Genomic DNA, 21134 nt, shown 5'->3' with positions numbered 1-21134 from the left:
GTGGATCCGGGGACTGCGGACGAGGGTCGGTCAGCTGTCGTGGGTGGTGGTGAACTCGAGGGCCGCGTCGAGCAGCCAGTCGGCGAGGTAGCCGGCGAAGGACGACCGGACCAGGACGACGAAGTCGTCGGCGGCGTCGGACAGGGCCAGCAGCACGACGCCGGCCTGGCCGAGCATCGTCTGCGCACTGCTGCCCCGGCCGAACACCCGTGGGTGCAGGTCGATCGAGCAGCCCCTGGCCAGGACGTCGCGCACCCGCGCACCGGTCAGCCGGAGGCCGATCCGCTGGGCGGAGACGTCCGTCGCGGAACCGCCCAGCTCGAGGACGGCGGCGCGGAAGCGGGCCTCCAGCTCTTCCGGCGTCTCCGTGGTGCTGCTGAGCAGCCACTCGTCGGGGCCGAGCCAGACGGCCCGCCCCGTCCCGGCCGGCACCCAGGTGTTGGGAGCCGTCGGCAGGTCGACGCCCAGCGCCGCCGACGCCTCGGCGCCGACGGTGCCGAGCCGGACGTCGACCATCGCGACGTACGGCTCGACCGTGATGCCGACGGTGTCGGGCAGACGCTCGAAGGCGGTGCGCCACCCCTCGAGCGGGTGGGTGCGCAGCAGCTCAGCCATCGCGACGGGCTCCTTCGGGATCGACCAGCACCGAGCCGGTCACCTCGACCGGGACGAGGGTGCCGTTGACGGGGACGTGGACGGTGTCGCCGATCCGCTCCCGGCCGCCCTTGACCAGGGCCAGGGCGAAGGGACGGGCGAGCTCGGCGCTGCGGTAGCTGGAGGTGATGTGGCCGAGCATCGGGACCGGCGGGGGCGGCAGCTGGCCGTCGGCGAGGAAGTCGACGATCTGCGACCCCTCCGGCAGCACGGTCTGCCGGTCCACGGGCAGCAGTCCGACCAGCTGCTTGCGCAGCGGGTCCTGGTTGGCCTGCCGGGCGAAGGAGCGCTTGCCGACGAAGTCGGGCTTCTTCTTCGAGACCGCCCACGCCATGCCCAGGTCGTGCGGGGTGACGGTGCCGTCGGTGTCCTGCCCGATGATCGGGTAGCCCTTCTCCGCCCGGAGGACGTGCATGGTCTCGGTGCCGTACGGCGTGATGCCGTACGGACGGCCGGCCTCGAGCAGCCGCTGCCACACCGCGACCGCGTACCACGGGTTGACGTAGACCTCGTAGGCCAGCTCGCCGGAGAAGCTGATCCGGGCCAGCCGGACCGGCACCCCGTCGAGGGTGGTGTCCCGCCAGGTCATGAACGGGAAGGCCTCGTTCGAGACGTCCACCTGGGGGAAGACCGCGCCGACGACGTCCCGGGAGCGGGGACCCACGACGGGGAAGGTGACCCACTGCTCGGTGACCGAGGTGCAGTGGACCCGCAGGTCCGGCCACTCGGTCTGGGCCCACTCCTCCATCCAGTCGAGGATCTTCGCCGCGCCGCCGGTGGTGGTGAGGACGAGGAAGCGGTCCTCGGCCAGGCGCAGCACGGTGCCGTCGTCGATGACCATGCCGTCGACGCCGCACATCACGCCGTAGCGGACGGAGCCGACCTTCAGGCTGCTCATCATGTTCGTGTAGAGCCGGTCGAGGAGGACGGCGGCGTCCGGGCCCTGGACGTCGATCTTGCCGAGGGTGGAGCCGTCGAGGATCCCGACGCCGGTCCGGGCCGCGGCGCACTCCCGCAGGACCGCGGTCTCCATGTCCTCGCCGGGCCGCGGGTAGTAGCGGGGCCGCTTCCACTGGCCGACGTCCTCGAACACCGCCCCGGCCGCCACGTGCCACTCGTGCAGGGCCGTGATCCGCTCGGGGTCGAAGAGCCGGCCGCGGTCGCGGCCGGCCAGGGCGGCGAAGGCGACCGGGGTGTAGGGCGGCCGGAACGTGGTGGTCCCGGTGGCCTGCACCGGGATCCCGAGCAGCTCGGCGGTGATCCCGGAGGTGAGGATGCCGGAGGTCTTGCCCTGGTCGTGCGCCGTCCCGATCGTCGTGTAGCGCTTGACGTGCTCGATGGAGCGCAGGCCGGCGCCGACCGCGCGGGCGATGTCGGCGACCGTCGCGTCGCGCTGCAGGTCGACGAATGAGGTGCTGCCGTCGGCGCCGGAGGTGTCCGGCACCCGCCACAGCACCAGCGGCGCGGTCGGGACGACGGGGTCGGGGGTGGCGGGCAGCCGGTCCTCCCCTTCCGGCGGGATCACCAGCGCGGTCAGCGCGGCGCGCGCTCCGCGCTGCCCGTCGGCCAGGCACCCGGCCAGGTCGAACACGCCGGCGGCCGAGCCGGTGACGGTCAGGCCGTCGAGCGCCTCCCCGGGGAGGAACGCGCCGAGGGCCTCGTCGTAGCGGAGCCGGCCGCGGGCCTGGCTGAACAGGTGCACCGCGGGGTTCCAGCCCCCGCTGACCAGGAGCAGGTCGCAGGCGATCGCGCTGCTGGCGCCGACCTCGCCGTCCGCGAACGGGGCGACGAGGGCGTGCGTGACCCGCTCCACGCCCTGCGTGCCGGTCACGACGGCCCCGGACAGGACGCGGATGCCGGCGTGCGCGCACTCCTCGCGGCGCTGCGGTGACCCCTCCGGCCGGGCGTCGACCACCGCCTGCACGTGCACGCCCGCGCGGTGCAGGTCGAGGGCGGCGTCGTAGGCGCTGTCGTTCGTGGTGAACACGACGGCCTCGCGGCCGGGCAGCACGCCGTAGCGGTGCAGGAACGTCCGGGCGGCGCCGGCGAGCATGATCCCCGGGCGGTCGTTGTCGGCGAAGACGACCGGGCGCTCGTGCGCCCCCGTCGCGACGACGATCGACCGCGCCCGGATGCGCCACACCCGCTGGCGGGAGACGTGCTTGGGCGCGGCGGCGCCGAGGTGGTCGGTGCGCCGCTCCAGTGCCAGGACGAAACCGTCGTCGTAGCTGCCGAAGGCGGTGGTGCGCTGCAGGTGCAGCACCTCCGGGTGGCCGGCCAGCTCGGCGACCGCCGCGGCGACCCACTGCAGCGCCGGGGCGTCGTCGAGCCGCTCGGTGCCCGAGAGCAGCGAGCCGCCGGCCTCGGACTGCTCGTCGACGAGCGCGACGCGGGCACCGGCCCGGGCGGCGGTGAGCGCGGCGGCCAGCCCGGCGGGGCCGGCGCCCACGACCAGCACGTCGACGTGGTGGTGGACCGCGTCGTAGCGGGCGGAGTCGGGGACGTCGGCCAGGCGGCCCTGGCCCGGCAGGCCGTGGGCGGCCAGGCCGTCGTACAGCTCGACCGTGGTGGCCAGCAGCATCGGCTCGGGGAAGGGTTCCTCGATCTGCACCAGGCTGCCGGGGTCCTCGGCCCAGGCGGCGGCGATGCCGCGCGGTCGGCCGAGCTTGATGCTCGTGGCGACCTGGTGGCGGCCGTTGGCTAGCAGCGCCGAGGCCAGGGTGTCGCCGGGGTGCCCGGTGAGGGTCTGCCCGTCGAAGGTGAACTCGACGGTGGTGGCGCGGTCGATGCGGCCGCCCTCGGGGATGCGGAACGGGCTCGTCATGGGGCTGTGCTCCTGCGTGACCTCGCGAGCTCGGTCGCGAGCGGCTTCGGGTCATCGAGGCGGTAGACGCGCTCGAAGCGGTAGGTGGTGGTGTCGCGGATCGCGTTGAACCAGCGGCGGCAGCCGGCGCTGTGGTTCCAGCGCTCGGCGAAGCGACCCTTGGGGTTGGCGCGGAAGAAGACGTAGTGGGCCCACTCCTCGTCGGAGAGCTCGGCGGGGCTGTCCGGGTAGGGGACGTGGGCCTGGCCGCCGTAGTGGAACTCGACCTCCTCGCGGGGGCCGCACCACGGGCATTCGATGAGTTGCACGGGGGACTCCCTGGGTCAGTGGGCCACGGCGGCGGCGCCGTGCTCGTCGACGAGCGCGCCGGTGACGAAGCGGTCGAGGGTGAACGGCGCCACGTACGGGTGCGGCTCGCCGGTCGCGATGGTGTGCGCCAGGCACGAGCCGATGCCGGGGGTGGCCTTGAACCCGCCGGTGCCCCAGCCGCAGTTGAGGTAGACGTTCTCGTACGGCGTCCGGCCCACGATCGGGGAGGCGTCGGGGCTGGTGTCGACGATCCCGCCCCAGGTGCGCAGCAGGTGCGCCCGGGCGAAGACGGGGAACAGCTCCACGGCGGCGGCCATCTGGCGCTCGATGATGTGGAAGGCGCCCCGCTGGCCGTAGCCGTTGTAGGAGTCGACGCCGGCGCCCATGACCAGCTCGCCCTTGTGCGCCTGGGAGACGTACACGTGGACGGCGTTGGACATGACCACCGTGGGGTGCACCGGCTCGAGCAGCTCGGAGACCAGCGCCTGCAGCGGGTGGCTCTGCACCGGGACGCGGAAGCCGAGCATGTCGGTCAGCACGGAGGTGTGCCCGGCCGCGCAGAGGGCGACCGTGCCCGCGGCGATGGTGCCCCGGGTGGTCTGCACGCCGGTGACCCGGTCGCCGTCGGTGGTGAAGCCGGTGACCTCGCAGTCCTGGATGAGGTCGATGCCGGCCTCGTCGGCGCGGCGGGCGAAGCCCCAGGCGACGTAGTCGTGCTTGGCGATGCCGGCGCGCGGCTGGTAGGTGGCCCCGAGCACCGGGTAGCGGATGTCGGCCGAGGTGTTGACGATCGGGCAGATCTTGCGGACCTCGTCGGGCTCGACCCACTCGGCGTCGACGCCGTTGAGCTTGTTGGCCTCCACCCGGCGCACGCTGTCGCGGACGTCCTGCAGCGTGTGCGCGAGGTTGAGCACGCCGCGCTGGCTGAACAGGATCGGGTAGCCGAGATCCTCCTCGAGCCCCTCCCACAGCTTGAGCGAGTGCTCGTAGATGGCGGAGCTCTCGTCCCACAGGTAGTTCGACCGGATGATCGTGGTGTTGCGGGCCATGTTGCCGCCGGCCAGCCAGCCCTTCTCCAGCACCGCCACGTTCGTGATGCCGTGGTTCTTGGCCAGGTAGTGCGCGGTGGCCAGGCCGTGCCCGCCACCGCCGACGATCACCACGTCGTAGGAGCGCTTCGGCTCGGGGTCCCGCCAGAGGAAGTCCGGGTGCTCGGGCAGGTCGGCGCCGGGGGTGCGGGGGCTCATCGGGGGACCTCCGTCAGGTCGGGGTAGAGCGGGTGGCGGTCGGCCAGCCGGGTGACCCGCGTGCGGAGCTCGGCGAGCAGCTCCTCGCCGACCGAGGGGCGCAGCGCGGCGGCGATCACGTCGGCCACCTCGGCGAAGTCGTCGAGATCGAAGCCCCGCGCGGCCAGCGCCGGGGTGCCGATGCGCACCCCGGAGCTCACCATCGGCGGCCGGGGGTCGAACGGCACCGTGTTGCGGTTGACGGTGATGCCGATGGAGTGCAGCCGGTCCTCGGCCTGCTTGCCGTCCAGCGGCGACTCACGCAGGTCCACGAGGACGAGGTGGACGTCGGTGCCACCGCTGACCACGTCGATGCCGGCCTCGCGGCAGTCGGCGGCCAGCAGGCGCTCGGCGAGGATCCGGGCACCGGCGAGGGTGCGCTCCTGCCGCTCGTGGAAGGCCGGCTCGCCGGCGAGCTTGAAGGCCACCGCCTTGGCGGCGATCACGTGTTCCAGGGGCCCGCCCTGCTGGCCGGGGAACACCGAGGAGTTGAACTTCTTCGCGAGGTCGGCGGTGGCGAGGATGACGCCGCCGCGGGGGCCGCCCAGGGTCTTGTGGGTGGTCGAGGTGACCACGTGCGCGTGCGGCACCGGAGAGGGGTGCAGCCCGGCGGCGACGAGGCCGGCGAAGTGCGCCATGTCCACCATGAGGTACGCGCCGACCTCGTCCGCGATCCGCCGGAACTCCGCGAAGTCCAGGTGGCGGGGGTAGGCCGACCAGCCGGCCACGATGAGCTTCGGCCGCCGCTCCAGCGCCAGCTTCTCCACCTCGGCCATGTCGACCCGGTGGTCCTCACGGCCGACGTGGTACGCGGCCACGTCGTAGAGCTTCCCGGAGAAGTTGAGCTTCATCCCGTGGGTCAGGTGGCCCCCGTGGGCCAGGTCGAGTCCCAGGATCGTGTCGCCGGGCTGCAGCAGGGCGGACATCGCCGCGGCGTTGGCCTGCGCACCCGAGTGCGGCTGCACGTTGGCGTACTCCGCACCGAACAGCGCCTTCAGCCGGTCGATGGCCAGCTGTTCGACGACGTCGACGTGCTCGCAGCCGCCGTAGTAGCGCCGGCCCGGGTAGCCCTCGGCGTACTTGTTGGTCAGCACCGAGCCCTGGGCCTGCATGACGGCCACCGGAGCGAAGTTCTCGCTGGCGATCATCTCCAGCGTGGTCTGCTGCCGGGTCAGCTCGGCGGTGATCGCGTCGAAGACCGCAGGGTCGGTGTCCGCCAGCGATCGGTTGAGAACCCGGTCCGAGATGGCCGGCGCCTGGAGCGCTCCGTCGACCTGGACGACCATGCCGCAGTCCCTTCTGTCATGAGATGAAGCCGAAAACTGGTATATCAGTCGTGCAACACCGTAGGGTGAGCTCCGGGCGGGGTCAAGGGGCGCCGGGAAAGGACCTCTCTGCCCCAACCGCTCGCAGAAGATCCCCGTCCTCCCCACCCCTCGTGACCACGAAGCGGTGCCCGGGACGGGGCCACGACCCGTGGAGATCCCGGTACGTCCGGTCCGCACATCCCCGAGAGGAGAACCACCATGGCCTACGAGGTGAAGGGCGTCGTCGCCCGCAGCAAGGGAGCCCCGGTCACGGTCGAGACGATCGTCGTCCCCGACCCAGGCCCCGGCGAGGCCGTCATCGACGTGCAGGCGTGCGGGGTCTGCGCCACCGACCTGCACTACCGCGAGGGCAACATCAACGACGAGTACCCGTTCCTGCTCGGCCACGAGGCCGCCGGGGTGGTCTCCGCGGTCGGGGAGGGTGTCACCAACGTCGCGGTCGGGGACTTCGTGATCCTGAACTGGCGGGCCGTCTGCGGGCAGTGCCGGGCGTGCGCCCGGGGCGAGCTGCAGTACTGCTTCGCCACCCACAACGCCGCGCAGAAGATGACCCTCACCGACGGCACCGAGCTGTCGGCGGCGTTGGGCATCGGCGCGTTCGCCGAGAAGACCCTGGTGCACTCCGGGCAGTGCACCAAGGTCGACCCCGAGGCCCCGGCCACCGCCGCCGGGCTGCTGGGCTGCGGCGTCATGGCCGGCGTCGGGGCGGCGATCAACACCGGCGGCGTCCGGCGTGGGGAGTCGGTGGCGGTGTTCGGCTGCGGCGGCGTGGGCGATGCCGCGATCGCCGGGGCGAGGCTGGCCGGGGCGACCACGATCGTCGCCGTCGACATCGACGACCGGAAGCTGGAGTGGGCCCGCCGGTTCGGCGCCACCCACACCGTCAACCCGCGGGAGACCGACGCGGTCGAGGCGATCAAGTCCCACACCAACGGCTTCGGCGTGGACGTCGCCATCGACGCGGTCGGCCACCCGGCGGTGTTCGAGCAGGCCTTCTACGCCCGCGACCTGGCCGGCCGGGTGGTGCTGGTCGGCGTCCCCGCACCCGACATGCAGATCACGCTGCCGCTGATCGAGGTCTTCGGCCGGGGCGGGGCGATCAAGTCCTCCTGGTACGGCGACTGCCTGCCCTCCCGGGACTTCCCGATGCTGACCGCCCTCTACCGGCAGGGCCGCTTCCCGCTCGAGGACTTCGTCAGCGAGGCCATCGGCCTGGACGACGTCGAGGAGGCCTTCGACAACCTGCGCCGGGGTGAGGTGCTGCGCTCGGTCGTGGTGCTGGACAAGTGACCGAGCTCGCGAGCCCACCGATGAGCGCAGCACCGCGGGGAACGGGCACGACGGAGCGCCGGCGAGGAGGACGCGTGACCGCCCGCATCGACAAGACCGTCGTCACCGGGGACACGCTGTTCTGCGGCGGCCCGGGCGCCACCGGGCGGTCCTACAGCGACGAGCCGACCATCCTGAACTCCATCCGCTCGTGTCTGCTGACCCTGCCGGTGACACGGTCGTCCGGACCGGCCACGGCGACGACACGACCATCGCCGCGGAGGTGTGCCGTGTCCGTTGAGAGCCCAGGCCGGGCGCCCGGGGGAACAGGGTCACCGCCCACGGTCGGGGGCCGGCCGACGCGGCGGCGATCCCCGGGTGTGCTGGAGCGGGCGTTGCGGGAGGCGAGCTACGAGGTCCTGCCGCTGCGGGGCGCCGAGGACTCGGTCGTCGAGCACGTCCCCCGGACCGTGCCCCTCACCGTGACGGTGACCGAGGCCAAGGGCCTGACGCCGACCATCGAGTTGGCCGAGCGGTTGCGGGGTCACGGGTTCATCGCCACGCCCCACCTGGCCGCCCGCCTGATCCGGGACCGGGCCCACCTGGCCGACATCGTGGCCCGCCTGCGTACCGCCGGTGTGGACAGCGTGTTCGTCATCGGGGGCGATGCCGCTGAGCCCGCGGGGAGGTTCCCCGACGCACTCTCCCTGCTCGAGGAGCTGGAGACCGTTGGCCACCACTTCCGGGACGTGGGCATCGGCGGCTACCCCGAGGGGCACGGACACATCAGCGCAGAGCTGATCGAGCGCGCCCTCGAGCGGAAGGCCCCGTACGCGACCCACGTCATCACCCAGCTGTGCTTCCACCCCTCGACGACGACGGCATGGGCACGACAGGTCCATCTGTGGGACGTCGACCTGCCGATCCGGATCGGGCTCCCCGGCGCAGTGACCCGCCAGAAGCTGGTGCGCATCTCGGCCGGGCTCGGGCTCGGCCAGTCGGCCCGGTTCCTCGTGAAGCAGCAGAGCATGTTCTGGCGCTTCTTCCTGCCCCACGGCTACCGGCCGGACCGTCTCGTGGAGGGCCTCGCACCCGCCCTCGGCCGGCCCGAGCACAACCTGCAGGGGTTCCACTTCTTCACGTTCAACGAGGTGGCGAGGACGGAGGCGTGGCGGCAGGAGTGGCTGGCCCGGCTGTCCGGGGTGGACCCGAGGTAACGAGGTACGCCGCCGTCGACGAGCTGACGGCACGACCGGGGAGGAACGGCATGCGCGGGCCCGAAGTGGAGCACGGAGGCACCACGCTCCTCGCCTCGCCGGAAGGCGGCCGCCATCCGCCCGGCAACGGCCTGCTGATCAGCGGGACGGACCGCACCGTGCTGATCGCCCCTCGATCGAGGTCCCCCGACGAGGGCGGGGCCCGTCCAGGGGATCGCCGGGAGCCCGGGGACGGACTGCAACGGCCACCTCCAGGGTCCCGCCAGGGTCCCGCGCCCAGCCAGCGAGGTGTGGGAGAAGGGTGGTCCTTCCTCAGCGGATGCCGCCGACCGGGACGTCGGCGCGCCCCGGGTCCTCATCGGGATCGCCGAGGCGGGCAGCCCGGATCCCGGTCTCGAGACCCGACCGGGCCGGTGCACCCGGCGCCGTACCAGCGGCGTGCTCGGGCAGCACGCCGCCGCTGTGGCGGGCCCGCAGCAGGTAGTACGCCAGCCCGACCAGCGCGATGGCGCCGATGAAGGCGAAGGCCCCCCACTGCAGGTACCAGTGGTACGGCCCGGTGGCGTTGTAGACCTCCCGCCGTGGCCAGGCCAGGTTCAGCGCCATGCCCCCTCCCCACAGCACCGCCAGGACGTTGACCGGCAGACCCCAGCGGCCGAGCGAGAAGTGTCCCTCGTCGCTGCGACCACCGGGGACCGGCCAGCGACCCCGCAGCCGGCTGAGCAGCATCGGCACGGTGACCAGCAGGTAGGCCAGGTAGACCATGATGATCGCGATGCTGGTGAGGACCGTGAAGATCTGCGGCTGGCGGATGTTGATCAGCAGGATCCCGATGGACAGGACCCCGGTGACGACCGCGGGGACGACCGGCGTCTTGCGCCTGGGGTGGACCTTCGCCAGCCGGGTGCTGAACGGCAGGCCGTTGTCGCGCGCCATCGCGAACACCATGCGGATCGTCGCGGTGTGGACCGCCAGGCAGCACACGGTGATGGCGATCATGATGCAGAGCAGGAACACCTTGCCCAGCCCGGTCCCCGCGACCTGGAGCAGCACGTACTGCAGCCCGCCGGTGCTCGACGACAGCTGCGGGTCGTCCAGGTCCTGCACCGCCATGAGGCCGAAGAGCAGGATCAGGCCGCCGAGGACGAACGACGCGATGACCGCGCGGACGATGGCCTTCGGGGCGGTGCGCCGCGGGTCGATCGTCTCCTCGCCCAGCGAGCTGGCGGTGTCGAAGCCGTACATCACGTAGGCCGAGGCCAGCGAGGCGACGAGGAAGGCGCTCAGGTAACCCAGGTCCCGGCCCTCGCCCATACCGGCGGTGTCGGTGAGGACCTCGACCGGGCTGCGGGTCATCGCCACGGCCAGGATCACGATGATCAGCACGGCCGCGACCAGCTCGATGAGCACGCCGGCGCTGTTGATCCGCGCCATGAGCTTCACGCCGTAGGCGTTCACCACGGTGGTGAACAGGATGAGGGCGCTGCCGAGGATCACGGCGTTGACCGCGAAGTCGTAGGTCCCCGTGCCGTCACCGACGATCTGGAAGCCCGACCACAGCTGGGGCAGCGTGATCTGGTAGGCGAGGACGGTCGCCGAGAGCGTCACGATCGAGGCCGTGAGCATCATCCAGCCGGTCATCCACGAGGTGGTCCGGCTGCCCAGCCGCTTGGTCCAGTTGTAGAGCGACCCCGCCACCGGGTACTTCGCGGCCAGCTCGGCGAAGCACAGCGCCACCATCAGCTGACCGAGGAAGACCATCGGCCAGGACCACAGGTAGGCCGGGCCGCCGGCGCCGTAGCCGAAGTAGAACAGCTGGAACGTGCCGGTCAGGATCGAGATGTAGCTGACGCCGGCCGCGAAGCTGGAGAACTTGCCGATGCTGCGGTCGAGCTCCTGCTTGTAGCCGAACTCGGCGAGGTGGGAGTCGCCGTCCTGCGTGGAGTGCGCGCTCACGGGCGTCCGTCCGGTTGGGGGTTGGGGATGAGGTCAGCCCTTGAACCAGCGAGCTGGCGCAGGTGCGGTGTTGTGCCAGATGTGCTTGGCCTCGCGGTACTCGGCGAGGCCCGACGGTCCGAGCTCGCGCCCGTTGCCCGACCGTCCGAACCCGCCCCACTCCGCCTGCGGCAGGTAGGGGCCGAAGTCGTTGATCCAGACCGTCCCGTGCCGGAGGGCTCGGGCGACCCGCTCGGCCCGGGCGGTGTCGGCGGTCCAGACCGCCCCGGCGAGCCCGTAGTCGGTGTCGTTGCCGAGCGCGATCGCCTCCTCCTCCGTCGAGAACCGCTCCACGGTGAGGACGGGCCCGAAGGACTCCTCCTGGACGATCCGCATGTCGCGGCGGCAGTCGGCGAACACCGTCGGCAGGTAGAAGAACCCACCGGCGAGCTCCGGCTCCTCGGGACGTCGCCCACCGGTGACCAGCCGGGCGCCCTCACGGACCCCGGCCGCGACGTACTCCTCCACGCCCGCCCGGTGCTGCTCGGAGACGAGGGGGCCGCTCTCCGTCGCCGGGTCGAACCCGTTGCCGAGGCGGATGCGCTGGGCGCGCTCGGCCACGGCCGCGACGAACTCGTCGTGGATCTCGTCCTGCACGATGAGCCGGGTGCCGGCGGAGCACACTTGACCAGCGTGCAGGAAGACCGCCGTCAGGGCGTTGTCGACGGCGGTGTCGAGGTCGACGTCGGCGAAGACGATGTTGGGGTTCTTGCCGCCCAGCTCGACGGTCACCTTCTTCACCGTCTCGGCCGCCGCCCGCAGGATCGACTGCCCGGTGCTGAGGCCGCCGGTGAACGACACCAGGTCCACGTCGGGGTGCTCGACCATCGCCGCCCCCACCTCGCGGCCACCGAGGACGAGGTTGACCACGCCCGCCAGGACGCCGGCCTCCTCCAGCAGCTCGGTGAGCCGGATGGTGGTCAGCGGGGTGACCTCGCTGGGCTTCACGACGATCGTGTTGCCGGCCGCGAGCGCCGGTGCGACCTTCCAGGACACCTGCAGGAGCGGGTAGTTCCACGGCGTGATGAGCGAGCACACGCCCACGGGCTCGTAGACGACGCGGCTGACCACGTCGGGGCGGCCGGCGTCGACCAGGCGGCCGGGGTCCTCGTCCGCGAGGTCCGCGTAGTAGCGGAACACCGCGGCCACGTCGTCGACGTCCTGGCGGCTCTCGCCGACGGTCTTGCCGGTGTCCAGGGTCTCCAGCCGGGCGATGTCCTCCCGGTCCCGCACCAGGAGGTCGGCGACGCGGCGCAGCAAGGCACCGCGCTCGGCCGCCGGGGTGCCCGACCACCCGCCCGCGTCGAAGGCCGCCCGGGCGGCACCGACGGCGGCGGCGACGTCCTCGACGGTCGCCTCGTCGACCTTCGCGACGACGCTCTGGTCGAACGGGTTGACGACCTCGCGCTGGTCCGACGAGGACCCCGGCCGCCAGGTGCCGCCGATGAAGAGGTTGGCCATGACACTCCCTACCTGTCGCGGTGTGTGCGACCGTCGTGGTCCGGGACAGCTGGCGGGGCGTCCCGGCCCGCGTCGAGGTCCCGTCGAAACGGGTCCCGCAGTGCCACCAGCCTGGCCGATCGCCGGTCACGGCGAGGAACCGGGGATGACGACCTCCTCCGTGAGGTGCCCGGTCCGGGGTGGTGGCCGACCGGCGAGCGGCCACGTGCGCTCGGGACCCGCTCCCGGGGTGACCGCGCGGACCGACGGCTGAACGGGCGGCGTCGTGCGGGGTGCCGTCAGCGCAGGGCGCACCAGGTCGTTGCCACCTGCTGCCGCCGCGAGGACCCTGGGCGCCGCGGCGATGCCGCAGGAGCACCGCCGTCCTGGAACCGCTGCGTCCTGGAGAGGAACGGCGCCGTGTACGCACGCTCGACCACCATCCGTGGCAACCCGCAGTCGATGGACGCGGGGATCGACTTCGTCCGCGACGAGTTGATGCCCGCCGTCCGCGGCATGGACGGCTGCGTCGGGCTGTCCCTGCTCGCCGACCGGGACTCCGGGATGTGCATCGTCACGACGTCCTGGCGCGACCGGGAGGCGATGCAGGCCAGCGCCGAGGGGGTGCGGTCGATGCGGGACCGGGCGGTGCAGGTCTTCGGCGGCGAGTACGAGGTGCAGGAGTGGGAGGTGTCGGCCATGCACCGCCGGCACGAGGCCCACCACGGCGCCTGCGCCCGCGTGACGTGGATCCGCGGCGAGCCCGATGGCATGGAGCGCGCCATCGACGCCTTCCGGATGAGCCTCATGCCGCGACTCGACGACCTCGCCGGCTTCTGCAGCGTCAGCCTGATGACCCACCCGGCCGAGGGCATGGCCGTCTCGGCAGTCACCTACGACAGCCGGGAGGACATGGTCGAGAACCGCGAGAGCGCCCGCGCGCTGCGCGACGAGTTCGTGACCAGGATGGGCCTGGCCGTCACCGACGTCCGGGAGTTCGACCTGGTCCTCGCCCACCTGCGGGTACCCGAGACCGCCTGAAGGACCCCGTCCTCCCCGCCCTTCGCCAGCTCAGGGCGGTGCCCTGGACGGCGCCGAGTGGCGGAGCCGGCCGGGACCGCCCCGGCCCGCCCGCCGGGAGAGGAGAGAGCACGTGCACGCACGCACCACCACCGTCCACGGCGACCCGACGGCCATCGACGAGGGCATCGCCTTCCTGCGGGACCGGGTCATGCCCGCCGTCGAGGGACTGCCCGGCTACGTGGGCCTGTCGATGCTCGCCGACCGCGATTCCGGGCGCTGCATCGCCACCACGTCCTGGAAGGACGAGGCCGCCATGGCCGGCACCGGCGAGCAGTTGCGGCCGCTGCGGGCCCGCTTCGCCGAGGTCCTCGGCGGGTCGGTGGAGCTGCACTCGTGGGAGATCGCCGTCGTGCACCGGGTGCACGAGGCGCCCGACGGGGCGTGCACCCGGGTCACCTGGACCCGGACCGACCCCAGCCGGCTGGCGCAGGCCCTCGAGGCCTACCGGACGGGCCTGCTGCCGCGGCTCGAGGAGCTCGACGGCTTCTGCAGCGCCAGCCTGCTCGTCGACCCCCGGGAGGGCCGGGCCGCCGGCTCGGTCACCTACGCCGACCGCCTGACGCTGGAGCGTTCCCGGACCGACGCCACGGCCGTCGACGAGGAGTTCGCCGCCGCCGTGGACAGCGAGATCAGCGAGGTCGCCGAGTTCGAGCTCGTCCTCGCCCACCTGCGGGTCCCCGAGACGGCGTGAGCACGGCCGGGTCTGCCGAGTCGACCGGCCGGCCCACGGAAGGCGGCCCAGGTCCCCCTGCCTGAGGTCTCCTCCCGCAACCTCCACCGCTGCTTCCAGGAGGAAGCAGCGGTGGAGGTTGCGGGGATCACGTCTCCTCGCCTCCCGCCCGGGACGAGCGTGGATCGGCACCCGCGGGGAGCGCGGGGCGACATGGTCCGCTCTCACACCACCCGGGTCAGCGCCGGCCACAGCCCGTCGCCGCCCTGGGCGAGCAGGCCCACGCCCAGCACCTGCGACCAGGTCAGCTCGGAGCCGGCCTCGTCGCGCCACGACCACAGCCGCCGGGTGAGGTGGTGCAGCCGGTACTCCTGGGTGAACCCGATCGCGCCGTGCACCTGGTGGGCGAGCCGGGCCACGACCTCCACCGCCGCACCGGCGCGCACCTTCGCCGCTGCCGCGGCCAGGACGACGTCCCGGGTGGGCGGGGCAGTGGCGCGATGGAGGGTCTGGACGGCGGCGTCGACCAGTGCGGTCACCGCGGTGACCTCGCCGGCCATCTGCGCCAGCTCCATCTGCACCGCCTGGAACCTGCCCAGCGGCCGGCCGAACTGGTGGCGCTCGCCGGCGTACTGCACGGTCCACGCGAGCACCTGCTCCAGCGCCGCCGCCAGCTGCACCGCCCGCGCCAGCGCGTAGCGGGCCCGCACCTCGCCGGCCTGCACGGAGGTCAGCAGCGCGCCGGACGCCGCGGTGCCCCCGAGCACCAGCGACCCGCGCGGCTCCCCGGCCAGGTTGCGCGCGTCGCTGGTCGCCAGCCCCTCGGCGTCCACCAGCGCGAGCACCGCGCCCTCGATGCCCTCGGGCGGCTGCGCCAGGACGGCGACGTGCTCCGCGACCCTCGCCCACGCCACGTCGGTCGCGGTGCCGGTCAGCGTCCAGCGCCCCGGCCCGTCGCCGTCGTCCGACGGCTCGGCGTGCACCGCGCTGGCGAGCGCCAGCGTCAACGGCTGCGCCGGGTCGGGGAGGTCCAGGTCGGCGGCCAGCAGCGCGGGACCCGCGGCCAGCAACTGCTCGGCCACCGGCACCGCACCCGCGCCGGCGGCCAGCGTGCGGACGACGGCCACCGCGTCGGCCAGCTCGCCGCCGGAACCGCCGGCCTCCTCGGGCAGCCCCACCCCGGTCAGCCCGGCCTCGGCCAGGTCGCCCCACAGCCCGGCGTCCCACGCGGTGTCCGCGGTGAGGACGAACGGCTCGTGGCCGGCGAGGATGTCCCGGACGGTCTCGACCACCAGGTCCTGGTCGCTCATCGCAACCCCAGCCCGCGCGCCACGATCCCCCGCAGGATCTCGTTGGTCCCGCCCCGCAGCGTGTAGCCCGGCGCGTGCAGCTGCGCCTCGGCCAGCGCCCGCCCCAGCGGGTCCGGCGCGTCCAGCGACGGCGTCACCTCGACCACCCGCCGGATCTCGTCGGCCACGTCGGCCTCGAACGTCGTCCCCACGTCCTTGACCAGCGCCGCCGGGATGTCGGGCAGCTCGCCGCGGTCCAGCGCCGCCGCGATCCGCAGCGACAGCTGGCGCAGCGCCAGCAGCCGCGCCGAGAGCCGGCCGAGGGTGGCCAGCTGCGCGCGGTCACCGGTGTCGCAGGCGCGCCGGCCGAACTCCGCGAGCAGCGGGTAGGTCGACAGGAACCGCTCCGGCCCGGACCGCTCGAAGGCCAGCTCCGCGGTCACCTGGTGCCAGCCGGCACCCTCCTCCCCGAGCAGCATGTCGCCGGGGACGACGACGTCGTCGAACACCACCTCGTTGAAGTGGTGGCCACCGTCGAGGATGCGGATCGGGTTGATGCCGATGCCCGGCAGCGACAGGTCGACCAGCAGCTGGGTCAGGCCCTGGTGCTTGCCGCGCGGCCCCTCCCCGGGCGGGCCGGTGCGCACCAGCACGATCGCGTAGTGCGAGTGGTGGGCGTTGCTCGTCCACACCTTGGCGCCGTTGACCACCCAGTCCCCGTCGCCGTTGCGCGCGGCGCGGGTGCGGATGGAGGCGAGGTCGGAGCCGGAGTCCGGCTCGCTCATGCCGATGACGAAGTAGCACTCCCCCGCGGCGATCCGCGGCAGGATCGCCTGTCGCTGCGCCTCGGTGCCGTAGCGCAGCAGGTTCGGCCCGGACTGCCGGTCGGCGATCCAGTGCGCCGCCACCGGCGCGCCGGCGGCGAGCAGCTCCTCGGTCACCGCGTAGCGCTCCATCGCCGAGCGCTCGTGCCCGCCGTACTCCTTCGGCCAGGTCATCCCCAGCCAGCCGCGCTCGCCCAGCTTGCGGGAGAACGCCGGGTCGACACCGGACAACCACGTGTCGACGTGCGTGGTGAAGGTGCCCGCGGCCAGCTCCTCGGCCAGGAACTCCCGCACCTGGGTGCGGACCTCCTCGGCGGCCTCGGACGGCGGCGCGGGCACCAGGGTCAACGAGCTGCTCATGCGGTGCGACTCCCCACGTCGGTGTGGCTGTGCCCCCCTGGTTGTACAGGGCAGCGGCGTGGGCAGCGCGCCGGCGTCCGGGTGCCCCGGTCAGCCGGGGGACGCCGGCGGGAGGACGTCGGGCGGGTCGCCGTCGTCCTCCTGGCCCTCGTCCGGCTCGCCCTCCTCGGGACCGCGGGTGAGCTGGCGCAGCTCGGCGACGACGTCCCCGGCCACGGTCGCCAGCGAGGTCACCGCACCGGACACCAGCCGCCGCACCCCCGGGCCGTCGAGACCGAGCAGCGCGCCGAAGCCGGCCGCGACGTCCACCCCGGGGAGGGCACCGGGCGCACCCCCCGGACGCACCTGGCCGTCGGCCAGCTCCGGCGACCACCGCATCGCGTCGCCGGACATCGTGATGTCGCCGGTGGCCCCGTCGATCGACTCGGTCACCGGGTTGGGTCGACGCTCCATGGCCGCCTCCCGCGCCGCACGTGCCCTGCACCGATGGTGGCCCGCCGGAGCAGCCTCCGCCAGGGCCGTCGGGGTCAGGGGCAGCGAGTGATGGCCAGCAGGGCCACGTCGTCGGCGCGCACCCCGCCCGCCAGCTCGGCCAGCAGCCGGTCGCACAGCTCGTCGGGGTCGGTCGTGTCGGCCCGCACCGCCGCCTCCCGCAGCGCGGCCAGGCCCCGGTCGAGGTCGGACTCCCGGCTCTCCACCAGCCCGTCGGTGTAGAGCAGCAGCGTCGCCCCCGGGGTGAGCACCCCCGCCCACTCCACCGCGGGGCCCGGCGCCGCGGGCGCACCGAGCATCCGGCTGGGTCGCACGTCGAGCAGCTCCGCCGTCCCGCCGGCGACCAGCAGCGGCGCCAGGTGCCCGGCGGAGGCGACCCGCAGCCGGCCGCTGCCCGGGTCGAGCACCGCGAAGAGGGCGGTGGCCATGAGCTGCAGGCCCAGCAGCGACCAGCCCGCCTGCAGCCGGTCGATGACCGCGCTCGGCGGCGGCCGGTCGGCCAGCAGCGCCCGGTAGACGCTGCGCAGCTGGCCCATCACCGCCGCGGCGCGGATGTCGTGCCCGACGACGTCGCCCACCGCCAGCGCCACCTGCCCGCCCGGCAGGGGGACGACGTCGTAGAAGTCGCCGCCCACGTCGGCACCACGGCTGGCCGGCAGGTACCGGACGGCGACCGCCAGCCCGGGCACCGGTGGCGGCGCCGGCGGCAGCAGGTTGGCCTGCAGCGTGTGCGACGTCCGGGTCTCCAGCTCCAGGCGCTGCGCCTTGTCCACCACCTGCGACACCTGCAGCGCCAGCTGCTCGGCCACCTCGACGTCGGCCGGCGTGAACGGCCCGCGCCGTCGGTCGCTGCCCAGGCTGAGGACGCCGAGGACGCGCCCGTCGGCCAGCAGGGGCACGCAGACGAGGCTGACCAGCTCCAGGGCACGGACGAGCCCCAGGTGTTCGTCGTCAGCGGTGATCTCCGCGAGCCACCGGTCGGTCACCTCGCGGATCCACACCGTCCGGCCCAGCTCCACGGCCTGCACGGCCGGGTGCGGTGACTCGTGGTGCGGCAGGTGCCGCTCCTGCAGCGCGGCGGCCAGGTCCTGCCGCGACGGGTCGCCGTGCCGGGCGGCCGCCCGGACCAGGCCGTGCTCGCCCGCCAGGTCGATGACGCACACGTCGGCCAGCCGCGGTACCGCCAGCTCGGCCAGCCGCTCCGCGGTCTCGGTGACGTCCCCGGCCGAGGCCATCAGCCGGGCCGCGTCGAGCAGGAACGCCGAGCGCTCCGCGTGCCGCGCGGTCTCCTCGAACAGCCGCACCCGCTCGATCGCCTGGCCCGCCTGGCGGCCGACGGTGGCCAGCAGGTCGGCGTCGGCCTGGACCAGTTGACCCCGCTCGCCCGGCGGGGTGAGCTCGATCAGCCCGGTGTCCCCCGTCACCCCGAGCAGCAGCACCAGCGCGCCGAGGTGGCGGGCGTCGGCGTCCACCGGGACGACGACCAGCGCCTCCTGACCGGCCTCCTCCATCGCGGCGGCCAGCCCCGGCCACACCGACCGCAGCCCCGCACCCAGCGGGACCGTGTGCACCCCGCCGTCGCGCACGAGCTCCGCGCCGCCGAACGCCGCGGCCTCCATCGCCTCCAGCAGCTCGGGGGCGATCCCGTCGGCGGCGGCGAGCTCCAGCGGCGGCATCGACGGCTCGGCCCGCCGGTTGGCCCGCCGCTCGCCGGCCAGCCACAGTGCCGCACCGCTGGCGCCGACCGCCTCCCGGCTGCGCCGCACGATCACCTCGGCCACGTCGCGCGCCGAGGACGCCGCCGACACCTCCGAGACGACCTGCTGCAGCGTGTGCGCGCGGCGCTCGGACTCCGCCGCCGCACGCTGTGCCGCCAGCAGCGCCCGCTCGTACCGGCGCCGGGACGTCGCCTCGAACACCGTCGCCCGGAGCAGCAGCGGCGCGCCCTTGTCGTCGCGCACCTCGACGGCGTTGAGCAGGCACGGCAGCAGCGACCCGTCGGCGCGGACGACGTCGAGCGCGACCTCCCGCACCATCCCCTGCATCCGCAGCAGCGGCGCCAGGTGGGTCTCGTAGAACACCCGGCCGCCGATGCTCAGCAGCTCCTGGAAGCGCAGTCCGATCAGCTGGCCGATCGGCCGTCCGGTCCACTCGCAGAAGGTGTGGTTGGCCTTGACCAGCTGCCCGTCGGGGAGTGCGGAGAAGTAGCCGCACGGGGCGTTCTCGTACAGGTCGGCCGGGTCGTCCTCCAGCAGCCGGCGCAGCCCGGCAGGACCCTCGCGGGGGTCCGGTCGCCGCGGCTCGTCCATGGCCGCGCTATCCGAGGAAGGCGCGGATCGCGGCGGTCGTCTCTCCCGGTGCCGACAGGTGCGGGCAGTGCCCGGTGGCCGCCAACTGGGTGAAGACGCTGCGGGGCACCTGGGCGTGCACGTACCGGCCGACCACCTCGGGGGCGATGGCGTCGTCGGTGCACTGCAGCACCAGCGTGGGCACCCGGACACCGGGCAGGTCGGCGCGGTTGTCGGAGAGGAAGGTGACGCGGGCGAACTGCCGGGCGATGTCGGGGTCGGTGCGGCAGAAGCTGTTGGTCAGCTCGGCGGTGAGCTCGGGCCGGTCGGGGTTGCCCATGATGACCGGCGCCAACGCAGCCGACCAGCCGAGGTGGTTGCTGTCGAGGGACTCCAGCAGCGCGGCGATGTCCTCCCGCGAGAAGCCGCCGGTGTAGTCGCCGTCGTCGACGTAGCGCGGGTTGGGCCCGACCATGACCAGCGCGCCGAACAGCTCCGGGGCGCTGGCCGCGGCCAGCACGCCCATCATCGCGCTCACCGAGTGACCGACGAAGACGACGTCGTCCAGGGCCAGCTCGTGGCAGATCTCCACGACGTCGGCGGCGTACCCCTCCAGCGACCCGTACTTGACCGGGTCGTAGGCCGACAGGTCCGACCGGCCCGACCCGACGTGGTCGAACAGGACGACGCGGTGGTCGACCGCGAACTCCGGGGCGACGAGGCGCCACATCTCCTGGTCGCACCCGAACCCGTGCGCGAAGACCATCGGCCGCCCGTCGTCCACCCCGCTCACGCGGACCCGGTTCCGGGCGATCACGCTCACCGCGGCAACGTAACCGCCGCAGGGCCCTCCTGTCCCTCCCCCGCCCGCGAGTCGTGGCCCGGCGCCGGGACGCGACAGGGACCGAGAGCCCTGTCGCGCGGGGAGCCGCCGTCCCTACGCTGGCGACGTCCCGGACCCCAGCTCCGGAGGTGCCCCATGCCCGCTGCCGCGGCGCTCCGCCGCTCCTCCGCCCGCACGGCCCCGGCCGGGCGGGCGGGAGAGCGCTCGGACGACGTCCCGACCTCGCGCGCGGTCGCCTCGGAACTGGTGCTGCACCGGGTGGTGCGCCGCGAGCTGCGGCTGCTGGCCGAGCTGTCCACGCGGGCGCTCGCCGACGACGCCGACCGCACCCGGGACCTGACCCGGCACGCCGACCTGATCGCCCGCCTGCTGCTGCACCACCACGCCGTCGAGCGCGAGCTGCTGTGGCCGGCGCTGCTGCGCGCGGCGCCGTCCGCCGGGCCGCGGGTGGAGCGGTGGACCGCCCGCGTCGCCGGCCTCGACTCCCGGCTGCGCGGCCTGTCCACCGCCGCGCGGCAGTGGGCGGTCGCCGCCTCGGACAAGGCGCGCGACGCGTTCGCGCTGGCCTGCCTGGACCTCGCCGACGCGGTCGACGCGCAGACCGCCGAGGAGGAACAGGAACTGCTGCCGCTGCTGGCCGCGCACCTCACCCCCGCGGCGTGGGCGGAGGTCACCCGGACGGCACGCTGCCCGCTGTCGCGGCGCGAGCGCTCGCTGGTGCTCGGCCTGGCGCTCGAGGACGCGTGCGCGGCCGACCGGGCGCGGCTGCTCGCCGGGCTGCCGGCGTCCACGCGGCTGGCCTGGCGGCTGGTCGGCCGGCGCCGCCACCGCGCGACCGTCGTCCGGCTGCGCGGGGAACCGCCCGCCGCCTGACGAGGGGCCGGCCCCCTCCCGAGGCTCGGCCCGAGCCTGGTGAGGTGCTGGAGCGGCCACCCTTCAGGGACCCGCGCCGAGCCTGCGAG

Annotated in this window: 17 protein-coding genes; 5 read left to right on the top strand and 12 right to left on the bottom strand. The window is 73.9% G+C overall.

Features of this window, described 5'->3' with window-relative positions:
• Positions 1 to 30: 30 nt before the first annotated feature.
• The 5 genes from ACWIX7_RS20050 to glyA are packed head-to-tail and all read right to left on the bottom strand — an operon-like array spanning position 31 to position 6359.
• Positions 31 to 615 (bottom strand): sarcosine oxidase subunit gamma, encoded by a 585-nt coding sequence (locus ACWIX7_RS20050; RefSeq protein WP_448618169.1) that lies wholly within the window; start codon positions 613 to 615, stop codon positions 31 to 33.
• Positions 608 to 3478 carry a 2Fe-2S iron-sulfur cluster-binding protein gene (locus tag ACWIX7_RS20045; RefSeq protein WP_448618168.1) on the bottom strand — a complete coding sequence of 957 codons (2871 nt, stop codon included), beginning with the start codon at positions 3476 to 3478 and terminating at the stop codon, positions 608 to 610. The genes ACWIX7_RS20050 and ACWIX7_RS20045 overlap by 8 nt, the downstream gene beginning before the upstream one ends.
• Entirely contained in the window at positions 3475 to 3786 is a 312-nt protein-coding gene (locus ACWIX7_RS20040) for a sarcosine oxidase subunit delta (RefSeq protein WP_448618167.1), read from the bottom strand. The genes ACWIX7_RS20045 and ACWIX7_RS20040 overlap by 4 nt, the downstream gene beginning before the upstream one ends.
• A gap of 15 nt (positions 3787 to 3801) precedes the next feature.
• A complete protein-coding gene (locus ACWIX7_RS20035) occupies positions 3802 to 5034 on the bottom strand; it encodes a sarcosine oxidase subunit beta family protein (protein WP_448618166.1) in 1233 nt (410 codons plus the stop codon).
• Complete coding sequence (gene glyA, locus ACWIX7_RS20030; protein ID WP_448618165.1) at positions 5031 to 6359, bottom strand: serine hydroxymethyltransferase; 1329 nt, start codon at positions 6357 to 6359, stop codon at positions 5031 to 5033. Before glyA ends, ACWIX7_RS20035 begins: the two co-directional genes overlap by 4 nt.
• A 240-nt stretch (positions 6360 to 6599) precedes the next feature.
• Here glyA and ACWIX7_RS20025 point away from each other — a divergent pair, with 240 nt between their 5' ends.
• Positions 6600 to 7691 carry an S-(hydroxymethyl)mycothiol dehydrogenase gene (locus tag ACWIX7_RS20025; protein ID WP_448618164.1) on the top strand — a complete coding sequence of 364 codons (1092 nt, stop codon included), beginning with the start codon at positions 6600 to 6602 and terminating at the stop codon, positions 7689 to 7691.
• 74 nt (positions 7692 to 7765) lie between these two features.
• A complete protein-coding gene (locus tag ACWIX7_RS20020) occupies positions 7766 to 8887 on the top strand; it encodes a methylenetetrahydrofolate reductase (protein ID WP_448618163.1) in 1122 nt (373 codons plus the stop codon).
• A 312-nt stretch (positions 8888 to 9199) separates the two neighbouring features.
• Here ACWIX7_RS20020 and ACWIX7_RS20015 read toward each other — a convergent pair whose 3' ends face one another.
• Together ACWIX7_RS20015 and ACWIX7_RS20010 are read right to left on the bottom strand one after the other, a co-directional pair.
• The gene (locus ACWIX7_RS20015; RefSeq protein WP_448618162.1) at positions 9200 to 10843 is read right to left on the bottom strand and encodes an APC family permease; all 1644 of its coding nucleotides are present in this window, start codon (positions 10841 to 10843) and stop codon (positions 9200 to 9202) included.
• Between the two features lie 33 nt (positions 10844 to 10876).
• Positions 10877 to 12343: an aldehyde dehydrogenase family protein gene (locus ACWIX7_RS20010; protein ID WP_448618161.1), complete on the bottom strand. Its 1467-nt coding sequence runs from the start codon at positions 12341 to 12343 to the stop codon at positions 10877 to 10879.
• Between the two features lie 399 nt (positions 12344 to 12742).
• Between ACWIX7_RS20010 and ACWIX7_RS20005 the strand changes: the two genes are divergently transcribed.
• A complete protein-coding gene (locus ACWIX7_RS20005) occupies positions 12743 to 13363 on the top strand; it encodes an antibiotic biosynthesis monooxygenase (RefSeq protein ID WP_448618160.1) in 621 nt (206 codons plus the stop codon).
• A gap of 112 nt (positions 13364 to 13475) precedes the next feature.
• Positions 13476 to 14096 carry a hypothetical protein gene (locus ACWIX7_RS20000; RefSeq protein ID WP_448618159.1) on the top strand — a complete coding sequence of 207 codons (621 nt, stop codon included), beginning with the start codon at positions 13476 to 13478 and terminating at the stop codon, positions 14094 to 14096.
• A gap of 203 nt (positions 14097 to 14299) precedes the next feature.
• Here ACWIX7_RS20000 and ACWIX7_RS19995 read toward each other — a convergent pair whose 3' ends face one another.
• From ACWIX7_RS19995 to ACWIX7_RS19975, 5 genes are all read right to left on the bottom strand, one after another.
• The gene (locus ACWIX7_RS19995; RefSeq protein WP_448618158.1) at positions 14300 to 15385 is read right to left on the bottom strand and encodes an acyl-CoA dehydrogenase family protein; all 1086 of its coding nucleotides are present in this window, start codon (positions 15383 to 15385) and stop codon (positions 14300 to 14302) included.
• The gene (locus ACWIX7_RS19990; protein WP_448618157.1) at positions 15382 to 16548 is read right to left on the bottom strand and encodes an acyl-CoA dehydrogenase family protein; all 1167 of its coding nucleotides are present in this window, start codon (positions 16546 to 16548) and stop codon (positions 15382 to 15384) included. The genes ACWIX7_RS19995 and ACWIX7_RS19990 overlap by 4 nt, the downstream gene beginning before the upstream one ends.
• A gap of 90 nt (positions 16549 to 16638) precedes the next feature.
• The gene (locus ACWIX7_RS19985) at positions 16639 to 17001 is read right to left on the bottom strand and encodes a hypothetical protein (protein WP_448618156.1); all 363 of its coding nucleotides are present in this window, start codon (positions 16999 to 17001) and stop codon (positions 16639 to 16641) included.
• A 74-nt stretch (positions 17002 to 17075) separates the two neighbouring features.
• Entirely contained in the window at positions 17076 to 19349 is a 2274-nt protein-coding gene (locus ACWIX7_RS19980) for a SpoIIE family protein phosphatase (protein WP_448618155.1), read from the bottom strand.
• Between the two features lie 7 nt (positions 19350 to 19356).
• The gene (locus ACWIX7_RS19975) at positions 19357 to 20151 is read right to left on the bottom strand and encodes an alpha/beta fold hydrolase (RefSeq protein ID WP_448618154.1); all 795 of its coding nucleotides are present in this window, start codon (positions 20149 to 20151) and stop codon (positions 19357 to 19359) included.
• A 156-nt stretch (positions 20152 to 20307) separates the two neighbouring features.
• Between ACWIX7_RS19975 and ACWIX7_RS19970 the strand changes: the two genes are divergently transcribed.
• The gene (locus ACWIX7_RS19970) at positions 20308 to 21045 is read left to right on the top strand and encodes a hemerythrin domain-containing protein (protein ID WP_448618153.1); all 738 of its coding nucleotides are present in this window, start codon (positions 20308 to 20310) and stop codon (positions 21043 to 21045) included.
• Positions 21046 to 21134 lie beyond the last annotated feature (89 nt).

The sequence above is a fragment of the Geodermatophilus sp. URMC 65 genome, assembly GCF_053502545.1.
Note: the sequence above shows the minus strand (reverse complement) of the source record. Positions and strands in the feature narration are given on the sequence as shown.

Coding starts and splice junctions, on each gene's coding strand:
- ACWIX7_RS19985 (WP_448618156.1), bottom strand. CDS start 17,001: ATGGAGCGTCGACCCAACCCGGTGACCGAGTCGATCGACGGGGCCACC.
- ACWIX7_RS19995 (WP_448618158.1), bottom strand. CDS start 15,385: ATGAGCGACCAGGACCTGGTGGTCGAGACCGTCCGGGACATCCTCGCC.
- ACWIX7_RS19980 (WP_448618155.1), bottom strand. CDS start 19,349: ATGGACGAGCCGCGGCGACCGGACCCCCGCGAGGGTCCTGCCGGGCTG.
- ACWIX7_RS19970 (WP_448618153.1), top strand. CDS start 20,308: ATGCCCGCTGCCGCGGCGCTCCGCCGCTCCTCCGCCCGCACGGCCCCG.
- ACWIX7_RS20045 (WP_448618168.1), bottom strand. CDS start 3,478: ATGACGAGCCCGTTCCGCATCCCCGAGGGCGGCCGCATCGACCGCGCC.
- ACWIX7_RS19990 (WP_448618157.1), bottom strand. CDS start 16,548: ATGAGCAGCTCGTTGACCCTGGTGCCCGCGCCGCCGTCCGAGGCCGCC.
- ACWIX7_RS20050 (WP_448618169.1), bottom strand. CDS start 615: ATGGCTGAGCTGCTGCGCACCCACCCGCTCGAGGGGTGGCGCACCGCC.
- ACWIX7_RS20010 (WP_448618161.1), bottom strand. CDS start 12,343: ATGGCCAACCTCTTCATCGGCGGCACCTGGCGGCCGGGGTCCTCGTCG.
- ACWIX7_RS20025 (WP_448618164.1), top strand. CDS start 6,600: ATGGCCTACGAGGTGAAGGGCGTCGTCGCCCGCAGCAAGGGAGCCCCG.
- ACWIX7_RS20035 (WP_448618166.1), bottom strand. CDS start 5,034: ATGAGCCCCCGCACCCCCGGCGCCGACCTGCCCGAGCACCCGGACTTC.
- glyA (WP_448618165.1), bottom strand. CDS start 6,359: ATGGTCGTCCAGGTCGACGGAGCGCTCCAGGCGCCGGCCATCTCGGAC.